15 protein-coding genes are annotated in these 13,046 nt (G+C 59.8%); 5 read left to right on the forward strand and 10 right to left on the reverse strand.

The window, feature by feature from the left end:
- Positions 1-57: 57 nt before the first annotated feature.
- Together ACSSVH_RS07940 and ACSSVH_RS07945 are read right to left on the reverse strand one after the other, a co-directional pair.
- Positions 58-1,419, reverse strand: a complete 1,362-nt coding sequence (locus ACSSVH_RS07940) for a heavy metal sensor histidine kinase (RefSeq protein ID WP_492634315.1) — start codon at positions 1,417-1,419, stop codon at positions 58-60.
- Entirely contained in the window at positions 1,419-2,099 is a 681-nt protein-coding gene (locus ACSSVH_RS07945) for a heavy metal response regulator transcription factor (RefSeq protein WP_169954168.1), read from the reverse strand. Before ACSSVH_RS07945 ends, ACSSVH_RS07940 begins: the two co-directional genes overlap by 1 nt.
- Positions 2,100-2,253: 154 nt before the next feature.
- Here ACSSVH_RS07945 and copI point away from each other — a divergent pair, with 154 nt between their 5' ends.
- A complete protein-coding gene (gene copI, locus ACSSVH_RS07950; protein ID WP_172313154.1) occupies positions 2,254-2,778 on the forward strand; it encodes a copper-resistant cuproprotein CopI in 525 nt (174 codons plus the stop codon).
- A gap of 66 nt (positions 2,779-2,844) precedes the next feature.
- Positions 2,845-3,675, forward strand: coding sequence for an NADPH-dependent 7-cyano-7-deazaguanine reductase QueF (gene queF / locus ACSSVH_RS07955; RefSeq protein ID WP_169954166.1), 831 nt, complete (start codon positions 2,845-2,847; stop codon positions 3,673-3,675).
- Positions 3,676-3,814: 139 nt separating this feature from the next.
- Here queF and ACSSVH_RS07960 read toward each other — a convergent pair whose 3' ends face one another.
- Positions 3,815-4,081: a DUF4404 family protein gene (locus ACSSVH_RS07960; protein ID WP_076961288.1), complete on the reverse strand. Its 267-nt coding sequence runs from the start codon at positions 4,079-4,081 to the stop codon at positions 3,815-3,817.
- Positions 4,082-4,191: 110 nt separating this feature from the next.
- A complete protein-coding gene (gene pcrP, locus ACSSVH_RS07965) occupies positions 4,192-4,803 on the reverse strand; it encodes an HAD superfamily inactivated hydrolase PcrP (RefSeq protein WP_169954165.1) in 612 nt (203 codons plus the stop codon).
- Positions 4,804-4,998: 195 nt separating this feature from the next.
- Here pcrP and ACSSVH_RS07970 point away from each other — a divergent pair, with 195 nt between their 5' ends.
- On the forward strand, positions 4,999-5,685 hold the full coding sequence (locus ACSSVH_RS07970) for an MlaA family lipoprotein (RefSeq protein ID WP_492634316.1): 687 nt from the start codon (positions 4,999-5,001) through the stop codon (positions 5,683-5,685).
- 59 nt (positions 5,686-5,744) lie between these two features.
- Here ACSSVH_RS07970 and ACSSVH_RS07975 read toward each other — a convergent pair whose 3' ends face one another.
- Complete coding sequence (locus tag ACSSVH_RS07975; protein WP_169954163.1) at positions 5,745-6,041, reverse strand: PilZ domain-containing protein; 297 nt, start codon at positions 6,039-6,041, stop codon at positions 5,745-5,747.
- Positions 6,042-6,318: 277 nt separating this feature from the next.
- Between ACSSVH_RS07975 and rssB the strand changes: the two genes are divergently transcribed.
- Positions 6,319-7,500, forward strand: coding sequence for a two-component system response regulator RssB (gene rssB, locus ACSSVH_RS07980; protein ID WP_032863287.1), 1,182 nt, complete (start codon positions 6,319-6,321; stop codon positions 7,498-7,500).
- Positions 7,500-7,982: an anti-sigma factor antagonist RssC gene (gene rssC, locus ACSSVH_RS07985; protein ID WP_029293846.1), complete on the forward strand. Its 483-nt coding sequence runs from the start codon at positions 7,500-7,502 to the stop codon at positions 7,980-7,982. The genes rssB and rssC overlap by 1 nt, the downstream gene beginning before the upstream one ends.
- A gap of 132 nt (positions 7,983-8,114) precedes the next feature.
- On the opposite strand, the gene tal is transcribed toward rssC, so the two are convergent.
- The 5 genes from tal to ACSSVH_RS08010 form a co-directional block, all read right to left on the reverse strand.
- Positions 8,115-9,041 carry a transaldolase gene (tal, locus tag ACSSVH_RS07990; protein ID WP_169954162.1) on the reverse strand — a complete coding sequence of 309 codons (927 nt, stop codon included), beginning with the start codon at positions 9,039-9,041 and terminating at the stop codon, positions 8,115-8,117.
- A 243-nt stretch (positions 9,042-9,284) separates the two neighbouring features.
- Positions 9,285-10,277, reverse strand: a complete 993-nt coding sequence (gene dusA, locus ACSSVH_RS07995) for a tRNA dihydrouridine(20/20a) synthase DusA (protein WP_492634317.1) — start codon at positions 10,275-10,277, stop codon at positions 9,285-9,287.
- A 90-nt stretch (positions 10,278-10,367) separates the two neighbouring features.
- Complete coding sequence (locus ACSSVH_RS08000) at positions 10,368-10,916, reverse strand: cytochrome b (protein ID WP_170057761.1); 549 nt, start codon at positions 10,914-10,916, stop codon at positions 10,368-10,370.
- Positions 10,917-11,058: 142 nt separating this feature from the next.
- Positions 11,059-11,949 (reverse strand): alpha/beta fold hydrolase, encoded by an 891-nt coding sequence (locus ACSSVH_RS08005; RefSeq protein WP_492634318.1) that lies wholly within the window; start codon positions 11,947-11,949, stop codon positions 11,059-11,061.
- Entirely contained in the window at positions 11,946-13,016 is a 1,071-nt protein-coding gene (locus ACSSVH_RS08010; RefSeq protein WP_492634319.1) for a sugar phosphate isomerase/epimerase family protein, read from the reverse strand. Before ACSSVH_RS08010 ends, ACSSVH_RS08005 begins: the two co-directional genes overlap by 4 nt.
- Between the last annotated feature and the right edge of the window lie 30 nt (positions 13,017-13,046).

Consider the following 13,046-nt stretch of genomic DNA (forward strand, 5'->3'; position numbering starts at 1 on the left):
CTCGCAAATCAACATGTGGGAGCGGGCTTGCCCGCGATGAGGCCCGCCCAGCTTGCTTCAACCCCCCTGTGGCAACTCAATCACAAACCGCGTCCACCCCGGTTGTGATTCACAGAAAATCCTCCCCCCATGCGCCCGCACAATCGACTGGGTAATCGCCAACCCCAGCCCCGCATGCTCACTGCTGCCTTCGTGCCGTGCCGGATCTGCGCGGTAGAACCGGTCAAACAGCTTGGGCAGCAGCCCTTGGGGAATCCCGGTCCCGGTGTTTTCCACACTCAGTGTCACGCCCTGGGCGTTTTCGCTGATCCTCACTCGTACTTCGCCACCCGGCGGGGTAAAGCGCACGGCGTTGTCCAACAGATTGGAAAACGCCCGGCGCAGCATGCTGCGGTCACCGGCGGCACTGGCGCTGCCGTCGCGCAGCAGGTTGACCTGGGCGTCCTCGGCCAACGGCGCGAAGAACTCCAGCAACGCATCCACCTCGTCGGCCAGGGCCAGGGGTTCGCGTTTGGGGTTGAGCAAACCGTGGTCGGCCTTGGCCAGGTACAGCATGTCGTTGACCAGTTGGGCCATCCATTGCAGCTCTTCCAGATTGCTGTGCAGCGCTTCGCGGTAGTCTTCCAGCGGCCGGGGTTGGGTGAGGATCACCTGGGTCTGGGTCAGCAGGTTGGATAACGGTGTGCGCAGTTCGTGGGCGATATCGGCAGAGAACGCCGATAGCCGCTGGAACGCATCATCGAGGCGGCCAAACATCGCATTGAAGGCCTGGGCCAGTTCCGCCAGTTCGGCGGGCATCTGTTCCTGGGGCAGGCGCTGGGTCAGGGAGTGAGCGCGGATATTGCTGGCCACTTCGGTCATTCGCCGCAGGGGCCGCAGCCCGCTGCGCGCGGCCCAGGCGCCAAGGAGCGCGGTCGCCAGGGCGGACAGGCCGACTGTCAGCCAGATCAGGTGTTGCATGCGTTGCAGGAAGTGCTGGTGATGGGTGATGTCGAGCATCAGGACCAACTGCGCAGAACCGGGCTGGGCGGGGTTCAACGCAGCGTTGTACACCCGGTAGCTGGTGCCGGCGCTTTGCAGGCTGTGCAGGCCGGGCGCGGTGGGCAGGTCGACGGGGATGCGCGGCGCGCTGTCAAACCAGCGCTGGCCGTCGGCGGCGTTGACGCGCACGGCCAGGTCCGGTTGATGGCTCAGTTCGTCTGTCAGTGCCGCCACGCGTTGGGCGAACAGCGCCGGGGTGTCGGCGCCTTGCAGGGCACTGCGCAGGGCCAGCAGCTTGCTGTCGAGCAATTGCTGGTCGAGTTCGATGAAGTGCTTTTCGCTGGCCTGGCTGAACAATACGCCTGCCAGCAGCGAGACCACGGCGGTGCAGCCGGCAAACAGCAGGGCCAGGCGGCTGGCCAGGGAGAGGCGTTTCATCAACTGAACCGCTCTTCCAGCACATAGCCCATGCCGCGCACGGTGTGGATCAGCTTGTTGGGGAAGCCGTCATCGATCTTCAAGCGCAGGCGGCGGATGGCCACTTCGATGATATTGGTGTCGCTGTCGAAATTCATGTCCCAGACCTGGGAGGCGATCAGCGACTTGGGCAACACTTCGCCCTGGCGGCGCAGGAGCATTTCCAGCAGGGCGAACTCCTTGGCGGTGAGGTCGATACGCTGGCCGCTGCGCTCCACGCGGCGCCGGATCAGGTCCAGGCGCAGGTCGGCCAGGTGCAGGTTGGTTTCCTGGGGTGTGCTGCTGCCGCGGCGCAACAGGCTGCGCACCCGGGCCAGCAGTTCGGAGAACGCGAATGGCTTGACCAGATAGTCGTCAGCGCCCAACTCCAGGCCGTGGACCCGATCTTCCACCGCATCCCGTGCCGTCAGGAACAGCACCGGGATTTCCAGGCCGGCACTGCGCACCGCCTGCAGGATCTGCCAGCCGCTGCGGCCCGGCAGCATCACATCGAGAATCAGCAAGTCGTAGTCACCTGTCAGCGCCAAGTGCTGGCCGGTGGTGCCGTCGGCCACCAGTTCGGTATTGAACCCGGCTTCGGCCAGGCCCTGGCGCAGGTATTGGCCGGTTTTGGGTTGGTCTTCGACGATCAGCAGTTTCATAGGCAACTCATGGCGGGGTAGCAGCGGGCTTTATACCGTGTGCGCCGGTGGGCTGGCGCAACCTGACAAAGTTGTAATCTAGCAGTCAGGTAACTGGCAGCGGTGCATTATTAGAGTGTCCCACAGGCTGGTCTTATACCTTTGGAGGATAAACATGTTTTTGCGTAAATCTGGGTGGCTGGCAGGTTGCTTGATGATGTTGAGCGTCCCGGCGCTGGCCGATGGCGCTCACACGTTTGCCTTTGGCGAGGCGGCGCCGGCGACCAAGGCCACTCGTACGGTGGAAGTGGTGCTGCAGGATATTTCCTTTGCACCCACCTCACTTGATGTAAAGGCCGGTGAGACGGTGCGCTTTGTGCTGGTCAACAAGGGACAGTTGCTGCATGAGTTCAACCTGGGTGACGCAAGCATGCATGCCGATCACCAGAAAGAAATGCTCAAGATGCAAGCCAGTGGCATGTTGACCTCCACCGGCATGGGCCAGATGGATCACGCGGCGATGGGCCATGGTGATATGGGTGGCATGAAGCATGACGATCCCAACAGCGTGCTGGTGGAGCCAGGCAAGACCGCGCAATTGACCTGGACCTTCAGCAAGGCTGGGGCCCTGGAGTTCGCTTGCAACCTCCCCGGGCATTACCAGGCGGGGATGGTCGGCAAGCTGACTGTTGCCCCCTGACGCGCGGGTTAAGGCCGGGAGCAAAGGCTGGTAGACTGGCGGGGTTTATTTAGCCAGGTTTCCGCCATGCATCCCGCAGCCGAACATTCGCCGCTGGGCAAGTCCAGTGAATACATCTCCACTTACACCCCTTCATTGCTGTTCCCTATCCCTCGCGCCGCCAAATGGGCCGAGCTGGGCCTCACCGCCCAGACGCTGCCTTACAAGGGCGTGGATTTCTGGAACTGTTTTGAACTGTCCTGGCTGCTGCCGTCTGGCAAGCCGGTGGTGGCTATCGGTGAGTTCAGCATCCCGGCTGACTCGCCGAACATCATCGAGTCAAAGTCCTTCAAGCTCTACCTCAACTCGTTGAACCAGACGCCGTTTGCCGATGTGTCCAACCTTGAGGCGACCTTGCGTGCCGACTTGAGCGCGGCGGCCGGCAAACCCGTGGGTGTGCGCATCCGCAGCCTGGCCGAGGTGGAAGATGAAGGCGTGGTGCGCCTGCCGGGGGTGTGCATCGATGACCTGGATATCAGTGTCAGCAACTACGAGCATCCGCGTCCGGAATTGCTGCGTTGCGATGATTCCCGTGTGGTGGAGGAGAGCGTGCACAGCCACCTGCTCAAATCCAACTGCCCGGTGACCAGCCAGCCGGACTGGGGCAGCGTGGCGGTGGAATACCGTGGCGCGGCGCTGGACCATGCGAGCCTGTTGGCATACCTGGTGAGCTTCCGCCAGCACTCGGACTTTCATGAGCAGTGCGTGGAGCGGATCTTTCTCGACCTGCAGCGGTTGCTCAAGCCGCAGAAGTTGACGGTGTATGCGCGGTATGTGCGTCGCGGTGGGTTGGATATCAACCCCTATCGCAGTACCGAGGCTGTGCAGTTCCAGAACCTGCGCCTGGCTCGCCAGTAAGCTTTACACCACACAAATGTGGGAGCGGGCTTGCTCGCGATAGCGGTGTTTCAGTCAATATCTTCGGTGACTGGCACTCCGTTATCGCGAGCAAGCCCGCTCCCACATTTTTTGGTTCTGGGTTTGGCCTGGATGCGGATTAGATCCCGATATTGCCCAGGGTCACCACAATATTGCGCAATGTCCCGGCTATGCCCGGATGCTCCAGCTCGAAGCGTTCTACAGCCAGGTTGACACCGTCGGCAAGGCTGGGGTTCTGAGTGGCAGGTTCTAGTTCCAGTTGCACTTCAAACTTGGCAATCAACGCTTCCAGCGCTTCGCGTTTTTCCAGCGACAGAGGCGGGTCCTGGTTCAATTGCTCGCGCAGGATGGAAACCTGTTCTTGCAGTTTTTCGCGGGCAGGCATGGCGTTCTTCCTTTTATCAATAGGCACTGGCATAGACCACGGCACGCCGAGAAAGGTCTACGGGACGACCTGTAGATTAATCCACTGGCGGCGACTGTGCATGATCTTGATCAGGGCTTCTCGCCTTTGAGCCGGCGCAGGCCGATGTCCGCCAGGCAGGTGCCCAGTTCACCCAGGTGATCAATCACCGAGTGCACGCCAAGCCCATATAGCGCGACGGTGGCCTTGGCGCGCTTGTGTTCGCGTGCCTGTTCGTCCAGCGCTTGCCATTGGCCAGGGGAGAGCCCGCAGAGGGAGCCGCAGGACGCCAGGCCAATTGTCCAGAGCCCAGCGTTGAGCCCTGATTGCAGCAGCCGCGGCTCGCCACTGACCAGCACGCAGCCATCCAGGTGTGCGATGTTCAACTCCATCAACGCTTGCCAGCAGGCATGGGGCGCAGGCCAGGGGGCGGTCGCAGGGCGGCAGCCATGCACCCAGCCGGGCAGGGCTGCGGCCAGCGGGGTGGTGACGGCGCAAGGCAACTCATCCAGCCAGGCGCAGGGGGTGCCTTGGGTGTTGAGCCATTGCAGGATATTCAGGGCACCAGGGGTGGCCAGGGTTTCGGCTGCGGGGATGGTGTTGGCGTGGGCCGTGGAACCGAAGTCCACCAGGCAACCACTGAGCCCAAACAACACGGCGGTCAGGGAAGGGGCGTTGTCTGCAACGATCTGGGGGTGGGGCATTTCGACGTCCCTGAAAATAGCTGTGACGCTATCGGAGGTCCGTGACAGGCAGATGACACCTGATGAGATTGTAGGGAATTTGTACATTTTCTGAATGACAATTCCGTCAAGCTGCCTAATCCTACACTTCCGTCATATACTGCCGCCTTATTCAGGGCATAGCGCCCATGACAGATCATTCAAGGAGTTCAAGCTATGCGCTGGAGCCAGTGTCTTGCTCAACTATCGGTATGTGCCAGTGTCCTGCTGGTGCCTTTCGCCGCCCAGGCCGCAGAAGAAGATCCGTGGGAGAGCATCAACCGCCCGATCTTCACGTTCAACGACACCGTTGATACCTATGCACTGAAGCCATTGGCCCAGGGCTACCAGTTCATCACCCCGCAATTTGTCGAAGACGGTATCCACAACTTCTTCCGCAATATCGGCGATGTGGGCAACCTGGCCAACAACGTGCTGCAACTCAAGCCGCATCAGGCCGGTGTCGATACCGCGCGCTTGCTGGTCAACACCACGTTTGGCGTGCTGGGCTTGGTTGATGTCGGCACCAAAATGGGGCTGCAGCGCAGCGATGAAGACTTCGGCCAGAGCCTCGGTTACTGGGGCGTGGGCAGCGGTCCGTACGTGATGCTGCCGCTGCTGGGCCCGAGCACCCTGCGTGATGCACCGTCCAAGTATGTCGACAGCTACACCGAACCGTACCGCTACATGAACGACATTCCTACGCGCAACAGCGCCATGGGCCTGGATATCATCGATACCCGCGCCAGCCTGCTGTCGGCTGAAAAGCTGATCAACGGCGACAAATACACCTTTATTCGCAATGCCTACCTGCAGAACCGCGAGTTCAAGGTCAAGGACGGCAATGTAGTGGATGACTTTTAAGGTTAAACCTTGAATGAAAAAGGCGGCCCTTAAGGCCGCCTTTTTTGTGTGCATTGATTTCAGTACATCGTGAGGATTTTCAGGCCCAGGTGTTGGTCGTCGCCTTCTTTCCTGGCCCAGACCACCTCGGTGTCTGCCTCAAGGCCCTTGAGCGCGGCGTGTTCTGAGTCGATACGCACCTTCAGTTGGTCGCCAACGTTGAATGGATGCTGCGCCTGGACCTGCATGCCAGAGCTGGAGAGGTCCAGGCAGACCCCGGCAATCTCTTGCCCGGCATGGATCAGCGACACGTCCGCATCCACCCGCATGCGGATGAAATCGCGCTTTTCTGCGTAGTCACGTTCATTTGCGCTCATAGCTTTCATCCTTCCATTGCGTTGTGGTTTTGCCTGTTCTTATAACTCCCGGTGATTTGCGATGTAAAGACGCCCAGCGACCATCGGCATGAGCTTGAAACCCCTGGCGGATGGGAGTACCGTCTGCGCCTTAGAAGGGCACCTCTGCTTTACCTTTGTGCGTGGGCCAACAGCTCATGTTTTGTAGGACAGAGAGGCTAGAAAGCGAATCCAGTAGTGCGAGCCGGGCCATTGCCTGACTGCCTACGCCAACCTAATTCTGGCGCCGTTTGCCCACATGCAAAAAACCAGTGCCACGCTGCTGATAATCGATGACGACGAAGTAGTGCGCGCGAGCCTCGCGGCCTATTTGGAAGACAGTGGCTTCAGCGTCCTGCAGGCCGGCAATGGTCTTCAGGGTCTCCAGGTGTTCGAGCGCGACCAGCCCGACCTGGTGATCTGCGACCTGCGCATGCCCCAGATGGGCGGCCTTGAGCTGATCCGCCAGGTGACCGAGCTTGCCCCGCAGACGCCGGTCATTGTCGTGTCGGGTGCCGGAGTGATGAACGACGCCGTGGAAGCCTTGCGCCTGGGCGCCGCCGATTACCTGATCAAGCCCCTGGAAGACCTGGCCGTCCTGGAACACTCGGTGCGCCGTGCACTGGACCGTGCCCGCCTGCTGCTGGAAAACCAGCGCTACCGCGAAAAGCTCGAAACCGCCAACCGTGAACTCGAAGCCAGCCTCAACCTGCTCCAGGAAGACCAGAACGCCGGTCGCCAGGTGCAGATGAACATGCTGCCGGTCAGCCCGTGGAGCATCGACGAGTTCCAATTTGCTCACCAGATCATCCCTTCATTGTATTTGTCGGGTGATTTTGTCGACTATTTTCGCGTTGATGAGCGCCGTGTCGCGTTCTACCTGGCCGATGTCTCCGGGCACGGCGCATCTTCTGCATTCGTAACTGTGTTGTTGAAGTTCATGACCACACGGCTGTTGTTCGAATCCAAGCGCAACGGCACTTTGCCGGAGTTCACTCCCTCGCAAGTGCTGGGCCACATCAACCGGGGTCTGATCAGCTGCAAGCTGGGCAAGCACGTGACGATGGTGGGCGGCGTGATTGATGAAGAAACGGGTCTTTTGACCTACAGCATTGGCGGTCACCTGCCATTGCCGGTTTTATACACTCCAGACAGTGTGCGTTATCTGGAAGGGCGTGGTCTGCCGGTGGGTTTGTTCAACGAAGCCACCTATGAAGATCACATCCTGGAACTGCCACCGGCCTTCAGCCTGACGCTGATGTCCGATGGCATCCTGGACCTTCTTCCAGAGCCTACACTCAAAGAGAAAGAAGCCGCCTTGCCTCAACGGGTAAGGTCGGCGGGCGGCAGCCTGGATGGCCTGCGGCAGGTTTTTGGATTGGCCACGCTAGGGGAGATGCCGGATGATATCGCCCTATTGGTGTTGAGCAGGAATCTTTGATGAGTACCGGAAGAATCCAATTCGCCGAGCAAGACGGGACCTTCGTCCTGAAGTTTGTCGGTGAAGTGCGCCTGACCTTGTGTTCGGCGCTGGATGCAACGATTGAGCGGATTTTCACAGCCTTGAATTTCTCGGCGATCGTGATCGATCTGACCGAAACCCGCAGCATCGATAGCACCACCCTTGGGCTGTTGGCCAAGTTGTCCATTCTGTCGCGGCAGAAGGTTGGACTGCTGCCGACCGTCGTCACCACACACGAAGACATCACCCGGCTGTTGCAGTCGATGGGTTTCGACCAGGTGTTCAACATCGTCGATCGCCCGATCCCCTGTCCGGAATGCCTGACCGACTTGCCTTCCCAGGACCAGTCCGAGGAAGTGGTGCGGCTCAAGGTGCTGGAAGCGCACAAGATCCTGATGGGCCTGAACGAATCCAACCGCGAGGCATTTCACGACCTGGTCAACGCCCTGGAGCGTCACTGATCTCACTGTTGAGCAAGGTCAAAATGTAGGAGCTGGCTTGCCTGCGATAGCGCCAGCCCAACCACCCATATTGAGCGGGTACAAAAAAGGGCGGCATCTCAAAGATGCCGCCCTTTTTGCCGCGCTCGCTTTTTACAGCTTGGCGCTCAACAACGCCTCCAGCTTCTCCTGATCCCGGGCAAACTGACGAATCCCCTCAGCCAGCTTCTCAGTGGCCATCGCATCTTCGTTGGACTCCCAACGGAACTGCGCCTCGGTCATATGCACGCGAGGTTCGCCGGCGTGGCCTGGCGCCAACTTGCGCTCGAGCTTGCCATTGTCGGCCGCCAACTTCTCCAGCAAGTCCGGGCTGATGGTCAGGCGGTCGCAACCGGCCAACTCCTCGATCTGGCTCAGGTTGCGGAAGCTCGCGCCCATCACCACAGTCTTGTAGCCATTGGCCTTGTAGTAGTTGTAGATGCGGGTGACCGACTGCACGCCTGGATCATCGGCGCCGATGTAGTCGTTGCCGTTGGCCTTTTTGTACCAGTCGTAGATACGACCGACAAACGGTGAAATCAGGAACACCCCGGCTTCCGCGCAGGCCACGGCCTGGGCGAAGGAGAACAACAGGGTCAGGTTGGTCTGGATGCCTTCCTTTTCCAGTTGCTCGGCGGCACGAATGCCTTCCCAGGTGGACGCGATCTTGATCAGCACGCGGTCGCGGCCAATACCTGCCTTTTCGTACAGGTCGATCAGACGATGCGCACGCTTGAGTACCGCGTCAGTGTCGAACGACAGGCGCGCATCCACCTCGGTGGAAATGCGTCCTGGCACCACTTTCAGGATCTCCTGGCCCACAGCCACCGCAAAGCGGTCACTGGCCAGGCCCACATCACCGTTGCAATCCTGCACGCAGGCATCCAGCAACTTGGCGTAGCCTGGAATTGACGCAGCCTTGAGCAAAAGGGAAGGGTTGGTGGTGGCATCCTGTGGCTTGACGCGAGCGATAGCTTCAAAATCGCCGGTGTCGGCAACTACAGTGGTGAATTGCTTGAGTTGTTCCAGCTTGGAAGTCATGGGCGTGCTCTGTCCTATGGGTCTGATGACATTACCCGAGGGTTGCTAGCCGCTCAAGGGCGCAAATGCGTTCGATCGTTTGCGAGGGCAACAACCTGAAAACAGCCGTTTGAATGACCGGCCGTGCTGCTAGATAGGAGGGCAGAATCGCCATCAGGTTCCGCCTGCACCGCGATCAAAATGTGGGGCTGGCCCGCGATAGCGCTGGACCCAGTCGTCCAATAAGCCGACTGACCGGCTCCGTCAGTGGCCCTCCAGCAACGCCCCAGCCTGATCCAACAAAGCCAACGGATCGCTGGCCTTATGAATATCCACCGACAACAACTGCCGAAACCTGCGAGCCCCCGAAAAACCGGTGCCCAACCCCAACACATGCCGCGTAATGTGATGCATCGCCCCACCAGTGGCCAGGTGTTCGGCGATATAAGGCCGCAACTTCGCCAACGCCTCGGCCCGACTGATCACCGGCGCCGTACTGTCAAACAGCCGCTGATCCACTTCTGCCAGCAAATACGGATTGTGATAAGCCTCACGCCCCAGCATTACCCCATCAAACACCTGCAAATGCTGTTCGCATTGCTCCAGCGTCTTGATCCCGCCATTGAGAATAATCTCCAACTCGGCAAAATCCCGCTTCAATTGCGCCGCTACGTCATAACGCAACGGCGGAATGTCCCGATTCTCCTTGGGCGACAACCCCTCCAGAATCGCAATCCGCGCATGCACGGTAAAACTGGAGCAACCCGCGTCTTTCACCTGCCCGACGAAATCACACAACTGGGCATAACTATCCCGGCCATTAATCCCGATACGGTGCTTGACCGTCACCGGAATCGACACCGCATCACGCATCGCCTTTACACAGTCCGCCACCAGAGCGGGGTGCCCCATCAGGCACGCGCCGATCATATTGTTCTGCACCCGGTCGCTGGGGCAGCCGACGTTCAGGTTCACTTCGTCGTAGCCTGCATCCTCGGCCATGCGGGCACAGGCAGCCAAATCGGCTGGAACACTGCCGCCCAGTTGCAACGCCAGTGGGTGCTCGGCCTCGTTGTGACGCAGGAAGCGTTCGTGGTCACCGCGGAGGATGGCGCCGGTGGTGACCATTTCGGTGTAGAGCAGGGCGTGCTTGGAGAGGAGGCGTAGGAAAAAGCGGCAGTGGCGGTCGGTCCAATCCATCATCGGCGCAACCGAAAACCGGCGGGAAAGTGGCATTGATGCAATTTGTAGGGGCATTGAAGTATCTGGACGGGGAAGGCGAAGGGCGATCAGTTTATCAGGAACGGAGTGGCCTCGTTGAGGCCAGGTATCCGGGGCGTTCCCACATCAGTCGACGCGCCCCGGCAGCATCCCCGCCAGTACCTTGTCCTTATCAACAAAGTGATGCTTCAGCGCCACCATCACATGCCCTCCCACAAGAGCACCGCATAACCACGCGCTGTAGGTATGAATTGCCTTTGCCAGGTCATAGAGACTCTTATCCGCCTCCACCAGCGGCGGTAGCAGGAATAAGCCGGCAACCAGGATGGGTTTGTCCGCCACCGAACTCCAGTACCAGCCGGATATCGGCAGTCCGACTAGCGCCACGATATACAGCAACAGGTGGCCAATGAGCGCAGCACGCTTGACCATCGGTGTCATGGTGTCGGGCATCGCCGGCGCTGCATGGGTCAGGCGCCAGGCGATACGTAGGACGATAAGCAACAGCAGGGTGCTAGCCATCGCCTTGTGTAAAAAAGTGAGTTGATGCTGCGGGTTTAATTCATCGCGCCAGTGAACGGCCACGATTCCCACCAGCCAGGCGGCAATCCAGATGAGCGCCATGCTCCAGTGCAGCCACTTTGCCGTGGCTGTATAGCTTTTTGCCTGTGTCATCTGGATACGCGCTTCCCTTTTGAGTAGGCGCGATTATCGACAATTGGGCAGGGCTGAAAACCATAAAAACTTGATGATTCCCATCGACTTTCCTGATTCCAGCACGCCCGAGGTTGTTCCGTCACTCCTCTGGCCTGAGCCTTTAGCTTTCAGGATGCGCCTGCAGAAAACCAAGCAGATGTTCCACGAATGCCTGCGGTGCCTCCTCCATCACAAAATGCCCGCAATCGGCGATGATCGCCCCGCGCAGGTCGGTTGCGTGCCCCTGGAGCGTCACCAGGGGGGCGTCGTTAGTGGCATGTTCGGCGCCGATGGCCAGTACCGGCATTTCCAGCATGCGGGTAGCGCGCTCGGTGTTTTGCCGGATGGTTTCGGGAATCGCGCGGTAATAGTCGAACCCTGCGCGCAAGCCACCGGGTGTCGAATAGGCGCGAATGTAGACGTCGGACGCAACGGAGTCGCGGTGAAATGACCAGCGGTCGAACATGAAGTTGAGGTACGTTTCCTCCCGTCCGGTGATGAGGGCTTCGGGCAGGTCCTGGATCTGGTTGAAGAGGAAGTGCCACAGGAAGATGTTTTGTTCCGGCGCCACAAAAATCGGCGGCGGCGGGGCCAGGCCGGGTATGACGGCTTCGGTTACGGTCAGTGTGCGCACGGCGTGTGGCTGGTCACTTGCCAACGCATAGCCGATCCACATGCCGACATCGTGCCCGACCAGGTGATAGCGCGGGATGCCGAGCTCCAGCATCGTCCGATGGAGCACGTCGGCAATATTGCCGGTGTCGAAGCCCAGTGCAGGACGGTCTGAGTTGCCCAGGCCTGGCGGGTCGACGGCAATGGCCTGGAAGCCCTGAATTGCCAGGGCTTGCATGATATGCCGGAAGGCGTACCAGGTTTGTGGCCAGCCCGGGACCAGCAACACCGGTTGCCCGGCGCCGGCCATGACGCAGTGGATTTTCTTGCCGTCGATTCGCACGTAGTGGTGTGTGAAATCGTCACTGGTATCGAGGGATAGGGCGGTGAGAGCGTTCATGGTCGTGCCTCGTGCTGAAGGCCGAGCATGGCCTGGATCTGCCGCTGATCGACCGGCGCACCGGCGAAGTCGTCAAAGGCCCGGTCGGTGACTTTAATGATATGTCGATTGATGAACTCGACGCCTTCGCTGGCTCCGTCCTCCTGGTTTTTCAAGCAGCACTCCCATTCCAGCGTGGCCCAGCCCGGATAGTCGTATTGGGCGAGTTTGGAGAAAATGCCTTTGAAATCCACCTGGCCATCACCCAGTGAGCGAAAACGCCCGGCACGGTTGGCCCAGTCGCTGTAGCCACCGTAGATACCTTGGCGGCCGGTGGCGTTGAACTCGGCGTCCTTGACATGAAACATGCGGATGAACGACTGGTAAATGTCGAGGTAGCTCAAGTAGTCCAGTTGTTGCAGCACGAAGTGGCTGGGGTCGAACAGGATCCGACAGCGCGGATGCTGGTCAACCCGTTCGTAGAAACGCTCGAAACTGGTGCCGTCGTGGAGGTCCTCGCTGGGGTGGATTTCGTAGCAGAGGTTGACGCCTTGCTCGTCGGCAAGGTCCAGCAGCGGTCGCCAGCGTCGGGCCAGCTCATCGAATGCGGCATCGATAAGACCTTCCGGGCGTTGCGGGAAGGGGAACAGATAGGGCCAGGCGAGGGAGCCGGAAAACGTGCCCAGGTCTTCAAGGCCAAGCCGTTGCGAGGCCGTGATGGTCCATTTCATGCGTTCGATCGCCCATTCGGTACGGGCCTGGGGTTTGCCCCGCAGCGGCGCTGGAATGGATGCGTCCCACAACGCGTCGTAGGCAGGATGCACCGCCACCAGTTGGCCAAAAATATGGCTGGTCAATTCACTGACCTGCAGGCCGTGGTCGCCGAGCATGCCCTTGATGTCATCGCAGTACGCCTGGCTTTGCGCGGCCAGTTCGATATTGAAGAGTCGGCTGTCCCAGGCCGGAATCTGCAGCGCCTTGAAGCCTTGCGCCTTGGCCCACTGAGCGATGTTCTCCAGGTTGTTGAAAGGCGGCTCGGCGGCACTGAATTGTGCCAGGTGCAAACTGGGTCCTTTAAGCGTACGCATCATGTGTTCCTATTGTTTGTCGATTGACAA

It is taken from the genome of Pseudomonas sp. HC1(2025), from assembly GCF_058742075.1.

Excerpts from the sequence above, each read along its gene's own strand:
- ACSSVH_RS07940 (WP_492634315.1), bottom strand. The coding sequence starts at position 1,419 with ATGAAACGCCTCTCCCTGGCCAGCCGCCTGGCCCTGCTGTTTGCCGGC.
- ACSSVH_RS07945 (WP_169954168.1), bottom strand. The coding sequence starts at position 2,099 with ATGAAACTGCTGATCGTCGAAGACCAACCCAAAACCGGCCAATACCTG.
- copI (WP_172313154.1), top strand. The coding sequence starts at position 2,254 with ATGTTTTTGCGTAAATCTGGGTGGCTGGCAGGTTGCTTGATGATGTTG.
- queF (WP_169954166.1), top strand. The coding sequence starts at position 2,845 with ATGCATCCCGCAGCCGAACATTCGCCGCTGGGCAAGTCCAGTGAATAC.
- ACSSVH_RS07960 (WP_076961288.1), bottom strand. The coding sequence starts at position 4,081 with ATGCCTGCCCGCGAAAAACTGCAAGAACAGGTTTCCATCCTGCGCGAG.
- pcrP (WP_169954165.1), bottom strand. The coding sequence starts at position 4,803 with ATGCCCCACCCCCAGATCGTTGCAGACAACGCCCCTTCCCTGACCGCC.
- ACSSVH_RS07970 (WP_492634316.1), top strand. The coding sequence starts at position 4,999 with ATGCGCTGGAGCCAGTGTCTTGCTCAACTATCGGTATGTGCCAGTGTC.
- ACSSVH_RS07975 (WP_169954163.1), bottom strand. The coding sequence starts at position 6,041 with ATGAGCGCAAATGAACGTGACTACGCAGAAAAGCGCGATTTCATCCGC.
- rssB (WP_032863287.1), top strand. The coding sequence starts at position 6,319 with ATGCAAAAAACCAGTGCCACGCTGCTGATAATCGATGACGACGAAGTA.
- rssC (WP_029293846.1), top strand. The coding sequence starts at position 7,500 with ATGAGTACCGGAAGAATCCAATTCGCCGAGCAAGACGGGACCTTCGTC.
- tal (WP_169954162.1), bottom strand. The coding sequence starts at position 9,041 with ATGACTTCCAAGCTGGAACAACTCAAGCAATTCACCACTGTAGTTGCC.
- dusA (WP_492634317.1), bottom strand. The coding sequence starts at position 10,277 with ATGCCCCTACAAATTGCATCAATGCCACTTTCCCGCCGGTTTTCGGTT.
- ACSSVH_RS08000 (WP_170057761.1), bottom strand. The coding sequence starts at position 10,916 with ATGACACAGGCAAAAAGCTATACAGCCACGGCAAAGTGGCTGCACTGG.
- ACSSVH_RS08005 (WP_492634318.1), bottom strand. The coding sequence starts at position 11,949 with ATGAACGCTCTCACCGCCCTATCCCTCGATACCAGTGACGATTTCACA.
- ACSSVH_RS08010 (WP_492634319.1), bottom strand. The coding sequence starts at position 13,016 with ATGCGTACGCTTAAAGGACCCAGTTTGCACCTGGCACAATTCAGTGCC.